This window comes from Actinoplanes sp. NPDC021490 (assembly GCF_055562135.1).
Genome location: NZ_JBVHFW010000015.1, coordinates 1 through 17,963, shown reverse-complemented (window position 1 = coordinate 17,963; position 17,963 = coordinate 1). Strand labels below are relative to the sequence as shown.

Below are 17,963 nucleotides of genomic sequence, written 5' to 3'. Positions count from 1 at the left end.
CATTTTGTCAGCCCGCCCGTTGCTCGATGACGATCCTCTCCCACGATCGCACGTCCTCCCGCCCGCGTTGGGCCAGTTGCGGGTCGTCGTCGCCGGCCATCACCCGCGCGGCCCGCAACGCGCTCGCCCTGTCCCAGTTCCGGACGATCCGGTACGCCCCTCGTCGCACCTCGGCTCGCGGATCGCCGAGCAGTCGCTCGAGCAGGTCGGCCGGCAGCCGCCGCTGATAGGGGCGAAGAGCGGTCGAGGCCTCGCGGATCACCCCGGCCACCGGGTCCCGCAGCAGCGGCAAGACCATGTCCACCGGTACGGCGTCCAGGGCCGCGAGCGCTTTCACAGCGGCGGCCCGGATCCGCGCGTCGTCGTGGCCGAGCAACGGCGCGAGCAGGGCTTCGTCGGAGTAGCCGCCGACCTCGCCCAGCCCCGCGATCACCCCCGGCGCCGGGCGGGTCGCGACGGCGGACCGGTAGTAGGCGGGCGGGTCGGCCAGCCGGGTGCGGGCGTACGCGCGGACCAGCCCGGCCGGGTCGTCCGCGGCCGCGGCCACGTCGGCGTCCAGGCCGAGCCGGGCCAGTTCGACCAGCGCCGCCGCCCGCACCTGGGCGAACCGCGCGCCGGCCATGATCCGCAGGGTCGGCACGTCGCCTCGCTCCGCCGCTCCGGCCGCGGCGGCGTCGGCGGCGATGACGCGGACCACCGTGTCGGGCTCGTGCAGCGCGAACCACAGCAGGTCGTCCGGGCCCCACCGGCCGAGCTCGGTTCCCACTTCGAAGAGCAGCCGCCGTACGGCCGGGAGCCGCGACGCCAGCAGGGCCGGCCGGACCCGGTCGAACGCGGCCGCCGTCGCCGCTCTCACCTCGTCCATCGCCCACGCGCCGCGATAGCGGTCCCGGATGTGGGTGGCCATCGGCACCGCAGCGGGCAGACAGGTCTCCGGGTGGTCGGCGAGCAGGGTCGCCACGGCGGCCCGGGCGGCCTCCCGCACCGGAAGCGCCCAGTCGCCGCAACGCAGCACCAGGAACGGCATGAGCTCCGGGGCCGGCCGGGCGGCCATGGCCCGGACGGCGAGTTCGCGAACGTGTCCGTCGCGTTCCGAGCCGGCCAGTACGGCCGCGACCGCCGAGGCCGCCGGGTCACGCTGGAATCCGGCCACCAGCCGGTTGGCTCGCGGGTGTGAGTCTTTGGTGATCAGCCAACTGCGGCGCCGTTCGTCAAGCCAGGCGACCAGCCGGGGCCGGTCGGTCAGCTCGGCCGGGTCGGTCTCGCCGGCCGCGAGCGACTCGATGATCGCGTCGAGGCCCGGGCCGCCTCGCCGGGCTTCCGCCAGAATCGTCACCGGGCCATGGTGCCGGTTCGGCGGGACAACGTCCGCTCCATTTCGGCCGCGAGCCGCGCCGCCGGCGTCCCCGGCGACGAAGGTGGGGCTCGGGATCGGCGCCGCCGCAAGCCGGTGCCCGGGCCGTCATTGCGCTCAGCGACGACTTAATCGCTTCATCCGGCCCGACCGGACACGCCCCGCAACATTCTGGATGACAGGAGCCGGGCCTGTTGCCGGATGGTTTGACGGCGGCTGCAAGGTTGAACGCCGGGATTCAGGGTTGCTGCAAGCGGTGGTTCGAAATTTGCAGGGATCTGCCCTAGGATTGCTGCGTGACCAAACGTCTGGCCGAGGTGGCCAAGAAGGCGGGCGTCAGCGAGGCGACCGTCAGCCGTGTGCTCAACGGGCGCAGCGGCGTGAGCGAGGCGACCCGGGCCTCGGTGCTGACCGCGCTCGATGTGCTGGGCTATGAGCGCCCGACCAAGTTGCGGGGCGAGCGCGGCCGGCTGGTCGGGCTGGTGCTGCCCGAGCTGCAAAATCCGATCTTCCCGGCGCTGGCCGAGGTGGTGACCGCGTCGCTGGCCCAGCGCGGGTTCACTCCGTTGCTGGCCGCCCGCACGATAGGCGGCGTTCCCGAGCGGGACTACATCGAGATGCTGCTCGATCATCAGGTCTCGGGGGTCGTGTTCGCCGGTGGATCCTATGCGCTGGCCGAGGCCGAGCACGGGCACTACCGCGCGCTGACCGACCGCCGCATGCCGGTCGTGATGGTCAACGCCGGGGTGGCCGACCTGGGGTTTCCGCACATTTCGACCGACGATGCGGTGGCGGTCGAGCAGGCGTACGGGCATCTGCGGTCTCTCGGTCATGAGCGCATCGGCATGGTCATGGGTCCCGAGGATCATGTGCCGTCGCGACGCAAGCTGGCCGCGCTCGAGGGCAAGGATTTCCTGATCGAGCGGACGAATTTCTCGATGGAGAGCGCCCGGCTGGCCGCGGCGAAGCTGATCGACCGGGGCGTGACCGGCATGATCTGCGCCTCCGACGTGCTCGCGCTCGGCTCGATCCGGGCCGCCCGCCGGCTGGGGCTCGACGTGCCGTCCGACATCTCGGTCGTCGGCTTCGATGATTCGGCGCTGATGACCTGCACCGATCCGCCGCTGACGACCGTGCGGCAGCCCATCGAGATGATGGGTCAGGCCGCCGTCGATCTGCTCGTCAACCAGATCGAGGGCAGCGGCGTCGAACCCGACGAACTTCTTTTCGAGCCGGAACTCGTGGTGCGGGGATCGACCGGGCCGGCGCCTCAGCGGGGCTGACCAGCAACTTTATTAACCGAAGGGCGGGCCGATCGGCCCGCCCTTTGCCATGTGCACCCTCGGGACGGGGAGTCGAGTTTTTTCTGACATCAGTCGCCTTCTTGCGGCGACCCGTTGGACTTTGTATCGTCACCTCCACGAAACATGACGAGAGACCTGGGTCACAAGCCTCTCGTCCGCACCGTGACGACACCGCAATTCAAGCGATGGCCATGGATAAACCGTTCCCGAAGGGATGGACAGATGTCCGTACCGCAGTACCGGAAGGCGGCGGCGTTCGCGCTCGCGGCCGGCCTGGGGCTCAGCCTGGCGGCGTGCTCGACCAAGAGCAGCGACGACTCGGGAACTGACGCCAGTGGCAAGGTCACCATCACCGTCGACTGCCAGCCGGTCGGCGCGCAGAAGGAACTGCTGGCGAACTGGAACGCGGATGTCGCGGAGTTCGAGAAGCAGAACCCCGACATCAGCATCAAGAGCGTCAGCGTCGGCGAGCAGTGCAACAACCCGCCGGACTTCACCGCCCGGCTGGCCGGCGGCACCATGACCGACGTCTTCTACGGCTACATGACCGACCTGCAGCAGGTGCTCGACTCCGGCCAGGCGATGGACATCACCTCGGCCGTCAGCAAGGACACGATCCCGACCTGGGACAGCGTCGACCCCGCGCTCAAGGAGGTCTTCACCGACGAGGGCAAGCTCTACGCGGTCCCGGTGAAGAACTACTCGATGGGCCTGGTCTACAACAAGACCCTGTTCAAGAAGGCCGGCCTGGACGCCGAGACCCCGCCCAAGACCTGGGCCGAGGTGCGCACCGCGGCCAAGAAGATCGCCGGTCTGGGTGGCGGCGTCGCCGGCTTCTCGGAGTACAGCGCGGGCAACACCGGCGGCTGGCACTTCACCGCCGAGCTCTACTCGCAGGGCGGCAAGGTCCTCGGCGAGGACGGCAAGAAGGCCGCCTTCAACGACGCCGCGGGCAAGCAGGTCCTGCAGAACCTCAAGGACATGCGCTACGGCGACAACAGCATGGGCAGCCGCCAGCTGCTGCAGTGGGGCGACCTGCTGACCAACGCCGGGGCCGGCAAGGTCGGCATGTTCATCGGCGCTCCCGACGCCACCCAGGCCATCGTCAGCCAGTTCCAGGGCAAGTACGAGGACTGGGCGATGGGCCCGATGCCCGGCCAGGACGGCGCGGCCAAGGGCACGCTCGGCGGCGGCGAGGGCTACTTCTTCAAGAAGGGCCTCAGCGACGAGCAGGTCAAGGCCGGTCTGAAGTGGATCGCGTACCAGAAGCTCACCCCGGGCAAGGGCCAGCTCGACTACGTGCGGGCCAAGCCGCAGAACTACCCGGTGGGTCTGCCCCAGCCGCTGCTGTTCGCCAACGGCAGCGAGGCGCAGAAGCAGGAGCTCGAGCTGCGCAAGGCCAACGCCAACGTCGACACGGCCAACTTCAAGGTCTTCGAGGACAACCCGGTCGCGATCGTCGGGGAGCCACGCAACGCCCAGGCGATCTACGCGGTGCTCGACTCGGCCATGTCGGGCGTGCTGACCAACCCCAACGCCAACATCGACTCTCTGCTCAAGACGGCCGAGCAGAAGGTCAACCAGCTGCAGGCCGCCGGTAGCTGATCATTGCGAGGCGCGGGAGCCGGCGACGGCTCCCGCGCTCGACGAAGGAGTTCGCTTTGGCGATCATCACCGCCCCGGGCACCGTCCGGTCGCCGGAGAACAAGGCGCCGGCGCCGACCGGGCGCAGCCGGACCGGCCGCAAGGTCCGGGACAACCTCACCGGGCACGCGTTCCTGATCGGGGCAGTCGTCTGCTTCGCCCTCTTCATGTGGTACCCGATGATCCGCGGCGTCGTGATGAGCTTCCAGCGCACCCGGCGCGGCGAGACCACGTGGGTCGGCTGGGACAACTACACCCGCATCATCGCCGACCCGAGTTTCTGGATCGCCTGGAAGAACACCTTCCTCTTCACGATCCTGGCCCTGGTCGTCGGCTACGTCCTGCCGTTCTTCGTGGCGATCCTGCTCAACGAGTTCCGGCACGCCAAGGGCTATCTGCGGATCCTGGTCTATCTGCCGGTGATGCTGCCCCCGGCCTCCGCGCTGTTCCTCTTCAAGTACTACGCGTACGACCCCAGCGAAGCCGGCCTGTTCAACGCGATCCTCAAGTTCCTGCACCTGCCGACCTCGGAGTGGATGCAGTCGCCGACCATGACGATCCCGGCCATGGTGATCGCCTCGACCTGGATGAACCTGGGCAGTGCGGTGCTCATCTATCTGGCCTCGTTGCAGAACATCCCGGGCGAGCTGTACGAGGCGGCCGAGCTCGACGGGGCCGGTGTGTGGCGCCGCATCTGGAACGTCACCATCCCGCAGACCCGGCTGATCCTGGCCCTGCTGGCGATGCTCCAGATCGTCGCCACCATGCAGCTGTTCATCGAGCCGCTGATCCTCGCCAACGGCGCCGGCACGCAGGACTCCGCGACCTCGGTCGCATACCTGATCTACCAGCACGGCTTCTTCCAGAACGACCTCAACGGCGCCGCCGCCCTCGGGGTCATCATGTTGCTGGTGCTGGCGGCCTTCTCCGCCGTCTACGTGCGACTGACGACGAAACAGGACTGACACCATGGCTGACTCCGGCACCCGGACCCTCATCTCGCAGGCCCAGCTCCGGCGCGGGCGCGGCCGGTACATCTACTGGACGCTGCTCACCGTCGTGGTCGTCGGCTTCACCCTGGTCTTCCTCGGGCCGCTGTACTGGATGGTCACCGGCGCGCTCAAGTCGGGCCAGGAGATCGCGCAGACGCCGCCCACGCTGTGGCCACGGGATCCGCAGACGCAGAACTACGTCGACGCGTGGAACAACCTGGACCTGGCCAAGCTGATGTTCAACACGTTCTACTACGCGGCCGGCGCGGTCTTCTTCCAGCTCGTCTTCGACACCGCCGCGGCGTACGCGCTCTCCAAGCTCCGCCCGGCGTTCGGCAACGTGATCCTCGGGCTGATGCTGGCCACGCTGATGATCCCGGCCATGGTGCTGATCGTGCCGCAGTACGTCACCGCCATCGACCTGCCGATCATCCACGTCAACCTGCTCGACTCGCCGTGGGCCATCTGGCTGCCGCTGGTCGCCAACGCGTTCAACATCTTCCTGCTCAAGCGGTTCTTCGACTCGATCCCGGAGGACCTGATCGCGGCGGCCCAGGTCGACGGCGCCTCGCCGCTGCGCACGCTCTGGTCGATCATCCTGCCGATGTCCCGCCCGATCCTCGGCGTGGTTTCGATCTTTGCGGTGACCGCGGTCTGGAAGGACTTCCTCTGGCCCAAGCTGGTCATGCCGTCGCCCGAGACGCGGACGCTGAGCGTGGGCATCTACGCCTTCTCGGGCGGGACGCCGATGAACGTCGTCATCGCCGCCTCGGTCATCGCGGCCATCCCCACGGTGATCATCTTCCTGCTCTTCCAGCGAAACATCATGTCAGGGCTGACAACGGGCAGCCTCAAAGGCTGACATACCACTACTTATAGGGGTGGCCCGATCGCGGCTGCCGGACCCAGCGTGCTCAGAAAGCGGGTAGCAGTGTCTCTCAAAGACTCCCAGTGGTGGCGCGACGCGGTGATCTACCAGGTCTACCCGCGGAGCTACGCCGACGCGAACGGCGACGGCGTCGGCGACATCGCGGGCATCCGGGCGCGGCTGGGACACCTGCGCGATCTCGGGGTCGACGCGATCTGGATGAGCCCGTGGTATCCGTCGCCGATGGCCGACGCCGGCTACGACGTGGCCGACTTCCGCGACATCGACCCCGCCTTCGGCACGCTGGCCGAGGCCGAGGCGCTCATCGAGGAGGCCCACGAGGCCGGCATCCGGATGATCGTCGACATCGTGCCCAACCACATCTCCAGCGAGCACCCGTGGTTCAAGGCGGCCCTGGCCAGTCCGGATGCGCCCGAGCGCGACTACTTCTGGTTCCGGCCGGGCCGGGGCGAGAACGGTGACGAGATGCCGACGGACTGGCGAGGGGAGTTCGGCGGCACGACCTGGACCCGTACGGGGGACGGCTCCTGGTATCTGCATCTGTTCACGCCCGAGCAGCCCGACCTGAACTGGGACCACCCCGACGTGCGGGCCGAGTTCGAGAGCATCCTGCGGTTCTGGTTCGACCGGGGTGTCGACGGCATCCGGATCGACTCGGCCGCGCTGCTGCTCAAGGATCCGGAGCTGCCCGAGGTTCTCGAGGACAACCCGCACCCGTTCCACGACCTCGACGGCGTGCACGAGGTCTACCGGGCCTGGCGGCGAGTTTCCGACTCGTACGGGGAAGACCGCGCTCTGATCGGCGAGGTGTGGATGCCCGAGGTCGAGCGGTTCGCCAACTACCTGCGCCCCGACGAGCTGCACGCGGCGTTCAACTTCGACTTCCTCGGCTGTGCGTGGGATCCGCGGCTCATGCGCGCATGCGTCGACCGCACCCTGCACGCGCACGCCGCGGTCGGCGCCCCGGCCACCTGGGTGCTGTCCAACCACGACGTCACCCGGCACGTCACCCGTTACGGCCGCGAGGACACCACTTTCAGCTTCGACAACAACCTCGACGGCACCCCGGTCGACCTCGAACTGGGCACCCGCCGGGCCCGCGCGGCCGCCCTGCTCTCGCTGTCGCTGCCCGGCGCCACCTACATCTATCAGGGTGAGGAACTCGGGCTCTGGGAGAACGAGAACATCCCGCCCGAGCAGTTCCAGGACCCGATGTGGGGACGCCGCGGGCACAGCCGCGACGGATGCCGGGTGCCGATGCCGTGGACCGGCGACGAGGCGCCGTTCGGCTTCACCACCGCCACCCCCTGGCTGCCCCAGCCGGCCGAGTGGAAGGACCGCACCGCCCAGGCCCAGACGGGCGATCCCAGCTCGATGCTCGAGCTCTACCGATCGGCCATCAGGCTGCGCCGCGCCGAGTCCTTCCCCGAGTTCTCCTGGCTCGACCTCGATCCGGAGGTGCTGGCGTTCTGCCGCGGCCCCCGGTTCGCCTGCGTCGTCAACATGTCGGGCGCCCCCATCGCCCTGCCCACCCACCAGTCCGTTCTGCTCGCCAGTGGCCCTCTCGACGGTGACCGCCTCCCCCAGGACACCGCCGTGTGGCTGCGCATGAACTCGTAACACCCGGGGGCTGGCCACCTATGAAAGGGATCCCCATGGCCAACCGCAAACTGTGGTGCGTGCTCGCTGCCCTCACAGCGGGCGCCGCCATCGCCCTGAACGCGCCGGCGGCGCAAGCAGCCGGTCTGTCCCCGTTCGACATCGCCGGCCGCGGTGCGACGGTTCCGTTCGTCGAGCAGGAGGCCGAGAAGGCCGCGCACAACGGGACGACCACCGGCACCAGCCGGATCTACGGCACGCTGTCGTCCGAGGCTTCCGGTCGCGAGGCCGTGACCCTCGACGCGTCCGGCGAATACGTCGAGTTCACGCTGACCAAGCCGGCCAATGCGGTCACCTTCCGCTACAGCCTCCCGGACAGCTCGAACGGGACCGGCCGCGACGCCACCCTCGACGTACGGACCGGCTCCACGCTCATCAAGACGGTTCCGGTCACTTCCAAATACAGCTGGTACTACGGCTATTACCCGTTCACCAACAACCCCGGCGACCCGCTGCCGCACCACTTCTACGACGAGGCCCGGACGCTGTTCGGCACCACCTACGCGGCCGGCACCAAGATCCGGCTGCAGGTCTCGTCGACCGCCCAGTCGCCGTCGTTCACGATCGACCTGGCCGACTTCGAGCTCGTGCCCGACCCGATCGCCAAGCCGGCCGGGGCCATCGACGTGGTGGCCGACTACGGCGCCGACCCGACCGGCGCGACCGACTCGACGGCCAAGTTCCAGGCGGCCGTGAACGCGGGCGCCTCCTCGGGCCGGGTCGTCTATGTGCCGCGCGGCACTTTCACCCTCTACAGCCACGTGATCGTCGACCGGGTCACGCTGGCCGGAGCCGGGCCCTGGTATTCGGTGCTCGGCGGGCGGCACCCGACCCAGCGCAACCTCGCGGCCGGTCTCTACGGCAAGTACGTCGGTGAGGGCGGCCCGAGCCAGAACGTCGTGGTCCGCGACCTCGCGGTGATCGGCGACATACGGGAGCGGGTCGACAACGACCAGGTGAACGCGTTCGGCGGGGCCATGTCGAACTCGACGATCGACAACGTCTGGATGCAGCACACCAAGGTCGGCGCGTGGATGGACGGGCCGATGGACCGGTTCACCATCAAGAACAGCCGGATCCTCGACCAGACCGCGGACGGCGTGAACTTCCACATCGGCGTCACCAACTCGACCGTCACCAACACATTCGTCCGCAACACCGGCGACGACGCGCTGGCCATGTGGGCCGAGAACGTGCCCAACGTCGGCAACTCGTTCACCCGCAACACGATCGTCGCCCCGATTCTGGCCAACCACCTGGTCAGCTATGGCGGCCGGGACATCGTGATGACCGACAACGTGGTCAGCGAGTCGGTCTCCAACGGCGGTGGCATCCACGTCGGCAACCGCTACCCCGGCGTCACCGGACCGACCGCGGTCGCCGGCACCTGGACGCTGGCCCGCAACACCCTGATCCGGGCGGGCAACTCGGACTACAACTGGAACTTCGGCATCGGCGCGCTGTGGTTCTGGGGCGACCAGGCGCCGATCACCGGAGCCACGATCAACGTCACCGACACCGACATCCTCGACAGCTCGTACGCGGGCATCCAGTGGATCGGCAACCAGACCACCGGGCTCAACCTGACCAACGTCACCATCGCCGGCGCGGGCACGTTCGCCCTGCAGGCCCAGGCTCCGGCGTCGGCCCGGTTCACCAACGTACGGGCGTCCGGGATCGCGCAGAGCCAGACCGTCTACAACTGCGCGGGCGCCGGGCTGCAGATCACCGACGGGGGCGGCAACTCGGGCTGGTCGACCGCCAACTCTTACTGCGGTCCGTGGCCGGCGCCGCAGTGGAACAACACCCCGACCACACCCCCGACGACACCGCCCGCGGGCAACCTGGCCGCTGGGCGTCCCGCGACGGCGACTTCCCAGGTCGACGTCTACGCCCCGAACAACGCCACCGACGGCGACGCGAGCACCTATTGGGAAAGCCGCAACAACGCCTTCCCGCAGTCGATCACGGTCGACCTCGGAGCGGCCCGGTCGGTCGGCCGCGTCGTCCTCAAGCTCCCGCCGGCCACGGCGTGGGCGACCCGCACCCAGACGCTGTCCGTGCTCGGCAGCACCGACGGCGGCTCGTTCGCCACCCTCAAAGCGAGCGCCGGCTACGTCTTCAACCCGGCGAGCGCCAACACCGCCACCGTCACCTTCCCCGCGTCGTCCGCGCGTTACGTGCGGCTGACCTTCACCGGTAACACCGGCTGGCCGGCCGGTCAGCTCTCCGAGTTCGAGGTCCATCCCTCCTGAGCCCGTCCAGCTCTGCCCTCGACGAAAGGTGCGCTCCCACATGTCCCGATGGAGTAGAAGATTCCTGGCCGCGGCGGCCGCGGCGGGAGTTGTAGCCGCTGTCCTCGTTGCCCCTTCGCCCGCCAACGCGGCCGGTCCCAACCTGGCCGCCGGAAAGACCTTCAGCGCCAGCAGCCACACCGACGTCTACCCGGCCGGCAACGCCGGTGACGGCAACGCCAACACGTACTGGGAAAGCAACAACAACGCCTTCCCGCAGTGGATCCAGGCCGACCTGGGCACCGCCACCCAGGTGAACCAGGTCGTCCTCAAACTGCCGCCGGCCAGTGCCTGGGCCACCCGCACCCAGACCCTGTCCATTCAGGGCAGCACCGACGGCGGCTCGTTCGCGACGCTCAAGGCCAGTGCCGGGTACGTCTTCAACCCGGCCAGTGCCAACACCGTCACCATCGACTTCACCGCCGCCACCGCCCGGTTCGTACGGGTCAACGTCACCGGCAACACCGGATGGCCCGCCGGTCAGCTCTCCGAGGTCGAGGTCTACGGCCCGGTCTCGGGCGGCGACACCCAGGCGCCCAGCGTGCCCGGCAACCTGGCCCTCACCCAGCCCGGTGGTGACCAGATCCGGCTCACCTGGTCGGCGTCGACCGACAACGTCGGGGTCACCGGGTACGACGTGTTCGCCAACGGCGTGCTGCGCACCAGCGTCGCCGGCAACGTGCTGACGTACACGGACACCCAGCCGGCCGGCGCGACCGTCACCTATCAGGTGCGGGCCAAGGACGCCGCGGGCAACACGTCGGCGCTCGGCAACGCGGTCACCCGCACCGGCACCACCCAGCCCGGCAGCAACCTGGCGCTGGGCAAGCCGATCGAGGCGTCCTCCGTCGTCCACACGTTCGCGGCCACCAACGCGAACGACAACGACACCGCGACGTACTGGGAAGGCGGCGCCTATCCGGCCACGCTGACCGTCAAGCTGGGCGCCAACGCGTCGGTGTCGTCGGTCGTGGTCAAGCTCAACCCGGACAGCTCGTGGGGCGCCCGTCAGCAGACGTTCGCGATCCTCGGACGGGACCAGGGCGCGAGCGCCTACACCACGATCACCGGCGCGGCCTCGTACAGCTTCAACCCGGCCTCGGGCAACACGGTGACCATCCCGGTCAGCGCGACCACCGCCGACGTGCGCCTGTCGTTCACCGCGAACAGCGGCGCGCCCAGCGGACAGGTGGCCGAGCTGCAGGTGATCGGCACCGCGGCGCCCAACCCGGACCTCACCGTCACCGCCACCTCGGCCTCGCCCGCCGCCCCGGTCGAGACCGACGCGATCACCCTCTCCGCGACCGTGCGCAACGCCGGCGGTCTGGCCAGTCCGGCTTCCGACGTCAACTTCTATCTGGGTACGACCAAGGTGGGCACGGCCAACGTGGCGGCCCTCGCGGCGGGCGCCTCGGCGACCGTCTCGGCCAACGTCGGCGCTCGCGACGCCGGTTCGTACCAGGTCGTGGCCAAGGTGGACGAGGCGAACACGGTCATCGAGTCCAACGAGGCCAACAACACCTACACCAGCCCGTCGAGCCTCGTCGTGACCCCGGTCAGCAGCTCCGACCTGGTCGCGTCGGTGGTCAGCTGGTCGCCGGGCACCCCGGCCGCCGGCAACACGGTCACGTTCTCGGTGACCCTCAAGAACCAGGGTTCGGCGGCGTCGGCCGGCGGCGCCCACGGCGTCACGCTCACCGTGCTCAACGGATCCTCGGTGGTGCGTACGCTGACCGGCTCGTGGACCGGAACGCTGGCCGCGGGCGCCTCGTCGCCGGCGATCAACCTCGGCACCTGGACGGCGGCGAACGGGCGTTACACCGTACGGACGGTGATTGCCAACGACGCCAACGAACTGCCCGTGAAGCAGGCCAACAACACGAGCGAGAAGGCGTTCTTCGTCGGCCGCGGCGCGAACATGCCGTACGACATGTACGAGGCCGAGGACGGCTCGATCGGCGGCGGCGCGGCGATCGTCGGGCCCAACCGCACGGTCGGCGACCTCGCCGGTGAGGCCTCCGGGCGGCGCGCGGTCACGCTCAACCAGACCGGGGCGTACGTGCAGTGGACCACCCGGGCGGCGACCAACACGGTGGTGGCGCGGTTCTCCATCCCGGACGGCACCACCAGCTCGATCAACGTCTACGTCAACGGCACCCTCAACAAGACGCTGCCGCTGACCTCGAAGTACGCCTGGCTCTACGGTGACGAGGCGTCGCCGCAGAACTCGGGCACCGGCCCGCGCCACATCTACGACGAGGCGAACATCCTGCTGACCGGCTCGTTCCCGGCGGGCAGCACGATCAAGCTGCAGAAGGACGGCGGCAACTCGGGCAGCATCGCGCTCGACTTCATCAACACCGAGCAGGTCGCGCCCAAGGCCAACCCGGACTCGGCCCGCTACGTCGTGCCCAACGGCTTCGACCAGCAGGCCGTGCAGGCCGCGCTGGACGCCGCCCGTCAGGACACGTCCAAGCTCGGCGTCTACCTTCCCGCGGGCGACTACCAGACGTCGTCCAAGTTCCAGGTGTACGGCAAGTCGGTGCGCGTCGTCGGCGCCGGTCCCTGGTACACGCGGTTCTTCACGCCGTCGTCGCAGACCGAGACGGACGCCGGATTCCGGGCCGACAGCACCGCCAACGGCTCGACGTTCGCCGACTTCGCGTTCTTCGGCAACTACACGATCCGCATCGACGGCCCCGGCAAGGTGTTCGACTTCGCCAACGTCAGCGGCATCACCATCGACAACATCTGGACCGAGCACGTGGTGTGCCTCTACTGGGGCGCGAACACCGACAACATGGTGATCAAGAACAGCCGGATCCGGAACACGTTCGCCGACGGGGTCAACATGACCAACGGCAGCACCGGCAACCTGGTCGACAACAACGATGCCCGGGCGACCGGCGACGACAGCTTCGCGCTGTTCTCGGCGATCGACGCGGGTGGCGCCGACGAGATCAACAACACCTACTCCAACCTGACCAGCACGCTGACCTGGCGGGCCGCCGGCATCGCGGTCTACGGCGGGTACGCCAACACGTTCAAGAACATCTACATCGCGGACACCCTGGTCTACTCGGGCATCACGATCAGCTCGCTGGACTTCGGCTATCCGATGAACGGGTTCGGCGCCAACCCGCCGACGGTCTTCGACAACATCTCGATCGTGCGGGCCGGCGGCCACTTCTGGGGCGCGCAGACCTTCCCGGCCATCTGGATGTTCAGCGCGTCGAAGGTCTTCCAGGGCATCCGGGTCTCGAACGTCGACATCATCGATCCCACGTACTCCGGGATCATGTTCCAGACCCAGTACATCGGCGGTCAGCCGGTGAACCCGATCAAGGACAGCGTCTTCACGAACGTCACGATCAGCGGCGCGCGGAAGAGCGGTGACCAGTTCGACGCCAAGTCCGGCTTCGGCATCTGGGCCAACCCGCTGCCCGAAGCCAACCAGGGCCCCGCGGTGGGCTCGGCGACCTTCACCAACCTGCAGTTCAGCAACAACTTCCGGGACATCGAGAACCCGACGTCCACGTTCACCATCAACCGGAACTAATTACGCCCGGAGGGGGCCCGCGTCGACCACGCGGGCCCCCTGCGCCCCGCCGTTCGCGTAGATTCGGCGAGGTGGAACGCATTGTCCTGCCCGACGGCCGCACCCTCGAATACCTGGTCGAGGGTCCGCCCGGTGGTCTCCCTCTGGTGCTGCACCACGGCACGCCCGGCGGCGCGATCCGCTACGCGCCGATCTTCGAGTCGGCCGCACGGCACGGCCTGCGGCTCGTGCTGGCCAGCCGCCCCGGCTACGGCGGCTCTTCGCCGCACCCGGGCCGCCGGGTCTCCGACGTCGCCGCCGACACGGCCGCGCTGCTCGACGGGCTCGAGGCGGCCCATTTCGTGACGGTCGGCTGGTCGGGCGGCGGCCCGCACGCGCTGGCCTGCGCCGCCCTGCTGCCCGGGCGCTGCGTCGGGGCCTCGGTGATCGCCGGCGTCGCGCCCTATCAGGCCCCCGGCCTGGACTGGCTGAACGGCATGGGCGAGGAGAACATCGCCGAGTTCGGGGCCGCGGCCCAGGGCGTACAGGCGCTGGACGCTTTTCTGACCGGCATGGCCGACGGGCTGGCCCGGGTGACCGCCGAGGACGTGATCGAGGCCTTCGGCGACCTGTTGTCCGAGGTGGATAAGCGGGCGCTGACCGGGGGCTTCGCCGGCTATCTGGCCGAGTCGACCCGATACTCGGTCTCGGCCGGGATTGCCGGGTGGCGCGAGGACGACCTGGCCTTCCTGGCCGACTGGGGCTTCGCGCTGACCGACATCCGGGTGCCGGTCGCCATCTGGCAGGGCGAGCAGGACCGGATGGTCCCGCCCGCCCACGGCCACTGGCTGGCCGGTCACATGCCCGGCGCCGAGGTGCACCTGCTGCCCGAGGAAGGCCACTTGTCGCTGATCGCCGGGATCGACGAGGTGATCGACAACCTGCTGGCCCACGTGACGATCTAAGCCTCGACGGGAGTCAGCTCCGGCAGCACCTCGGGCCGCTCCGGCTCGACTGCGGTCTAAGCCTCGACGGGGCTCAGCTCCGGCAGCACCTCGGGCCGCTCCGGCTCGGCCGCGGGTTGCCGGGCGACCGGCACCAGCAGGGCGACCAGGAAAGCGGCCGCGGCGACAAACGTCAGCACCAGGAACGACGTGGTGTAGCCGGACTCGGCGGGCAGACCCTCGGCGCCCGGGTGGCTGGTGATGACCGAGCTGACCATCGCGGTGCCGAGGGAGGCGCCGATCGTCCGGATGTTGGTGTTCATGCCGCTGGCCACGCCCGTCTGGTGGCGCGGGACGCTCTGCACGATCAGGTTGACCAGCGACGAGTAGACCAGGCCGAGTCCGATGCCGAACACACCGCCGGCCACCGCGACCTCCCACCGCTCGCCGTGACGCAGCGCGAGCGACAGGGTGGCCAGGGTGCTCAGGCCCGCGCCCCACAGCAGCTGCGCCTTGCTGCCCGCCCAGCGGGTGAGCGGGCCGCTCAACGAGCCGAACAGGGCCATCGTGACCAGCATCGGCAGCATCAGCAGGCCGGCGCCGGTGACCGAGGCGCCGAACCCGTAGCCGGACGTGGCCGGGATCTGCATGAGCTGCGGCAGGAACGCGAACACCCCGAACATGGCCGCCCCGAACAGCAGCGCGACCAGGTTGGCGGTCCAGACCGCGGGCAGGCGCATCATGCGCATGTCGATCAGCGGCTCGGACGAGCGGAGCTCCGCCATCAGCCACGCGGCGAAGAGCACGACGGCGGCGGCGAAGAGCCCGAGCGTACGGGGGGAGGCCCAGCCCCAGACGGCGGCCTTGCTCAACGGCAGCAGCAACGCCACGAGCCAGCCCGACAACATAGCCGCTGACAGCCAGTTGATGCGGCCCGGGGTGCGAACCGGGGACTTGGGCACGAAACGCCAGGCCAGCACGCCGACCATGATGACCACGGCCATCGGCAGCCAGAACAGCCAGCGCCAGCTGAGCGCGCCGACGATCGGGCCGGCCAGCACGATGCCGAGGCCGCCGCCGGTGGCGATGACCGCGGCCAGCACGCCGATCGCCGAGGTGACCCGGGCCGGCGGGAACTCGTCGCGAAGGATGCCGAACGAGACCGGGAAGATCGCGCCGCCCAGGCCCTGGATGACGCGGGCGACGATGAGCACGGTGACGTTGGGGGCGACCGCGGCGAGCAGGCAGCCGACGGCGATCGCGGCCAGCGCCACCAGCAGGGCGCGATCCTTGCCGGTCATGTCGGCGATGCGGCCCATCAGGGGCGTGGCGACCGAGGCGGCCAGTAACCAGGCGGTCAGCACCCAGGTGACCGTGCCGGTGGAGGTGTGCAGATCCTGCTGGATCGTCGGAAGGACCGGCGTGACCAGCGACTGCATGAGCGAGAAGGCCGCCGCGGCGGCGGCCAGAACCGCGAAGGTCACACGCGGCTCACCCTTCGTCCGTGAAGGGCTCTGATAAAGTCGAGGCATGCCTCCACATTAGCGGAGGGGTGCCTCCGGTTCGCAACTGATTTATCGCACCGGACTCTGTGAGGAGGGTCTCCATGGCGGTTCCCGTACGCCGTCCCCAGCGCGCCGACGCCCGGCGCAACTTCGACGCGCTGCTCGCGGCCGCCCGGGACGCCTTCGCCGAGCACGGCACCGAGGCGTCGCTCGAAGACATCGCGCGGCGCGCCGGAGTGGGGATCGGGACGCTCTATCGCAACTTCCCGACCCGGCAGGACCTGTTCGAGGCCGTGTACGTCGACGAGGTCAACCAGCTCGCCGCCGTGGCCGAGGCGGTGGCTTCCCTGCCGCCGTGGGAGGCGTTGACGACCTGGCTCGACCGTTTCGTCGCCTACGTGGGCACGAAACGCGCGCTGGTCGAGGCCCTGAACCGCGAGTCGGACATGTTCCGGGCCTGCCGGGCCACCATGTACGAGGCGGGCGAGCCCCTCTTCAAGCGCGCCCAGGAAGCCGGCGAGGTGCGGGCCGACGCCAGCTTCGACGACATGCTGCGGATGATCTCCGGCCTGACGTCGGGCGCGTTCGTCGACGCCTCGCAGCGCGACCGGGTGCTCGGCTTCGCGCTGAGCGGCCTGCGCGTCCCCGCCGCTTCGGCTACGAACGCACCCTAGAGCCGGATGGCCTGTCCGCTGCGGGCGCTCTCGCGCGCGGCGTCGAGCACGGTCATGTTGCGGACAACGTCGGACGGCTCCACCGGCAGCGGACCCTCACCGCGCACCGCCGAGGCGAACGCCGGGTAGAACAGATCCCAGCGGCCCCGCTCACTGCGGACGGGAGTGCCTTCGTCTCCGTGGTAGATGCGGCCCCACGTCTCCTCCGGCTCGACACCCCACTCGTCGCCCAGCTCGGCCGGCGACCGGCCCTCCTTGAGCGCCGCCTCCTGCCCGTCGATGCCCGCGATCACGAACGACCCCGTCGTGCCCGCCACGCGGAAGCGCGGCCCCGGGGCGCCCTGCCGCCAGCTGCCCCACAGGTGCGACTCGACGCCGTTGACATGGTGCAGCGCGAGGAAGAAGTCGTCGTCGAGCTCGCCGCTGCCGCGAACCTCCGCATAAGCCCGGACCGCCGGACCATTGAGCAGCAGCGCCTGGTCGACCAGATGCGAGCCGAAATCGAGCAGGGTGCCGCCGCCGGCCGCGCCGGGCTTGCGTTCGGGGGACCAGCGCTCGAACCGGGACTCGAACCGCCGGACGGTGCCGAACTGGCCGTCATCGATCAGGCGCCGCAGCGTCCGGAAATCGGAGTCGTATCGCCGGTTTTGATAGACGGTGAGCAGCACGCCCTTGGCCTTGGCGGCGGCTACCACTTCACGGGCCCGCTCGGCGTCGAGCGTGAACGGCTTGTCGACCACCACGTGCAGCCCGTGGCCGATCGCCTCGAGCGCCAGCTCGGCATGCGTGGCGACCGGCGTGGAGATCGACACAGCCTCGGCGCCGGCCTCCTTGAGCGCCCCGATCGAGTCGAACGCGGCCAGCCCCGGCCGCTGGGCGGCCAGCTCCCGGCGGCGCTCGGTGTTAGTGGTGACAACGCCGAGAAACTCGATGTTCGCCGCGGAGGCGATCAGCGGGGCGTGGAAAATGCGCCCACCCGAGCCGTAGCCGACCAGCCCGAACTTCACCGAATCACTCATGCCGGAAAGCCTGCCACACGGGCGGTCCTGCGGCCTTATCGCCTCACCCCGTCTGAAGCTCCTGTGAGTCAAGTTGTGGATAACTGTGGTGTGGTGAGTAGTCCGTGTTGTCGTAGTGCGGTGTGGATGTGGGTGAAGATTTCGCGG

The 17,963-nt window shown here is 69.4% G+C and carries 12 protein-coding genes; 9 read left to right on the top strand and 3 right to left on the bottom strand.

Annotated features, from left to right (window positions below; genetic code table 11):
- Positions 1-7 precede the first annotated feature (7 nt).
- Positions 8-1,336: a hypothetical protein gene (locus ACZ3I4_RS32685; RefSeq protein WP_465385909.1), complete on the bottom strand. Its 1,329-nt coding sequence runs from the start codon at positions 1,334-1,336 to the stop codon at positions 8-10.
- Between the two features lie 314 nt (positions 1,337-1,650).
- On the opposite strand from ACZ3I4_RS32685, the gene ACZ3I4_RS32680 reads away from it, so the two are divergent.
- The 8 genes from ACZ3I4_RS32680 to ACZ3I4_RS32645 all read left to right on the top strand — a co-directional run bounded on the left by ACZ3I4_RS32680 (position 1,651) and on the right by ACZ3I4_RS32645 (position 14,639).
- Positions 1,651-2,637 (top strand): LacI family DNA-binding transcriptional regulator, encoded by a 987-nt coding sequence (locus ACZ3I4_RS32680; protein WP_465385908.1) that lies wholly within the window; start codon positions 1,651-1,653, stop codon positions 2,635-2,637.
- A 243-nt stretch (positions 2,638-2,880) separates the two neighbouring features.
- Complete coding sequence (locus ACZ3I4_RS32675; protein WP_465385907.1) at positions 2,881-4,263, top strand: ABC transporter substrate-binding protein; 1,383 nt, start codon at positions 2,881-2,883, stop codon at positions 4,261-4,263.
- A 56-nt stretch (positions 4,264-4,319) separates the two neighbouring features.
- Positions 4,320-5,267, top strand: a complete 948-nt coding sequence (locus ACZ3I4_RS32670; RefSeq protein WP_465385906.1) for a carbohydrate ABC transporter permease — start codon at positions 4,320-4,322, stop codon at positions 5,265-5,267.
- A 4-nt stretch (positions 5,268-5,271) separates the two neighbouring features.
- Positions 5,272-6,156 (top strand): carbohydrate ABC transporter permease, encoded by an 885-nt coding sequence (locus ACZ3I4_RS32665; RefSeq protein WP_465385905.1) that lies wholly within the window; start codon positions 5,272-5,274, stop codon positions 6,154-6,156.
- A gap of 69 nt (positions 6,157-6,225) precedes the next feature.
- Entirely contained in the window at positions 6,226-7,803 is a 1,578-nt protein-coding gene (locus ACZ3I4_RS32660; RefSeq protein WP_465385904.1) for a glycoside hydrolase family 13 protein, read from the top strand.
- A gap of 35 nt (positions 7,804-7,838) precedes the next feature.
- Entirely contained in the window at positions 7,839-10,097 is a 2,259-nt protein-coding gene (locus ACZ3I4_RS32655; RefSeq protein WP_465385903.1) for a galactose-binding domain-containing protein, read from the top strand.
- Between the two features lie 40 nt (positions 10,098-10,137).
- Positions 10,138-13,695, top strand: coding sequence for a galactose-binding domain-containing protein (locus ACZ3I4_RS32650; protein WP_465385902.1), 3,558 nt, complete (start codon positions 10,138-10,140; stop codon positions 13,693-13,695).
- A 71-nt stretch (positions 13,696-13,766) separates the two neighbouring features.
- Positions 13,767-14,639 carry an alpha/beta fold hydrolase gene (locus ACZ3I4_RS32645; RefSeq protein ID WP_465385901.1) on the top strand — a complete coding sequence of 291 codons (873 nt, stop codon included), beginning with the start codon at positions 13,767-13,769 and terminating at the stop codon, positions 14,637-14,639.
- 56 nt (positions 14,640-14,695) lie between these two features.
- On the opposite strand, the gene ACZ3I4_RS32640 is transcribed toward ACZ3I4_RS32645, so the two are convergent.
- Positions 14,696-16,102: an MFS transporter gene (locus tag ACZ3I4_RS32640; protein WP_465385900.1), complete on the bottom strand. Its 1,407-nt coding sequence runs from the start codon at positions 16,100-16,102 to the stop codon at positions 14,696-14,698.
- 122 nt (positions 16,103-16,224) lie between these two features.
- Here ACZ3I4_RS32640 and ACZ3I4_RS32635 point away from each other — a divergent pair, with 122 nt between their 5' ends.
- Complete coding sequence (locus ACZ3I4_RS32635; protein WP_465385899.1) at positions 16,225-16,797, top strand: TetR/AcrR family transcriptional regulator; 573 nt, start codon at positions 16,225-16,227, stop codon at positions 16,795-16,797.
- Here ACZ3I4_RS32635 and ACZ3I4_RS32630 read toward each other — a convergent pair.
- Positions 16,794-17,816 (bottom strand): Gfo/Idh/MocA family protein, encoded by a 1,023-nt coding sequence (locus tag ACZ3I4_RS32630; RefSeq protein WP_465385898.1) that lies wholly within the window; start codon positions 17,814-17,816, stop codon positions 16,794-16,796. The two genes, ACZ3I4_RS32635 and ACZ3I4_RS32630, sit on opposite strands and share 4 nt — an antisense overlap.
- Positions 17,817-17,963 lie beyond the last annotated feature (147 nt).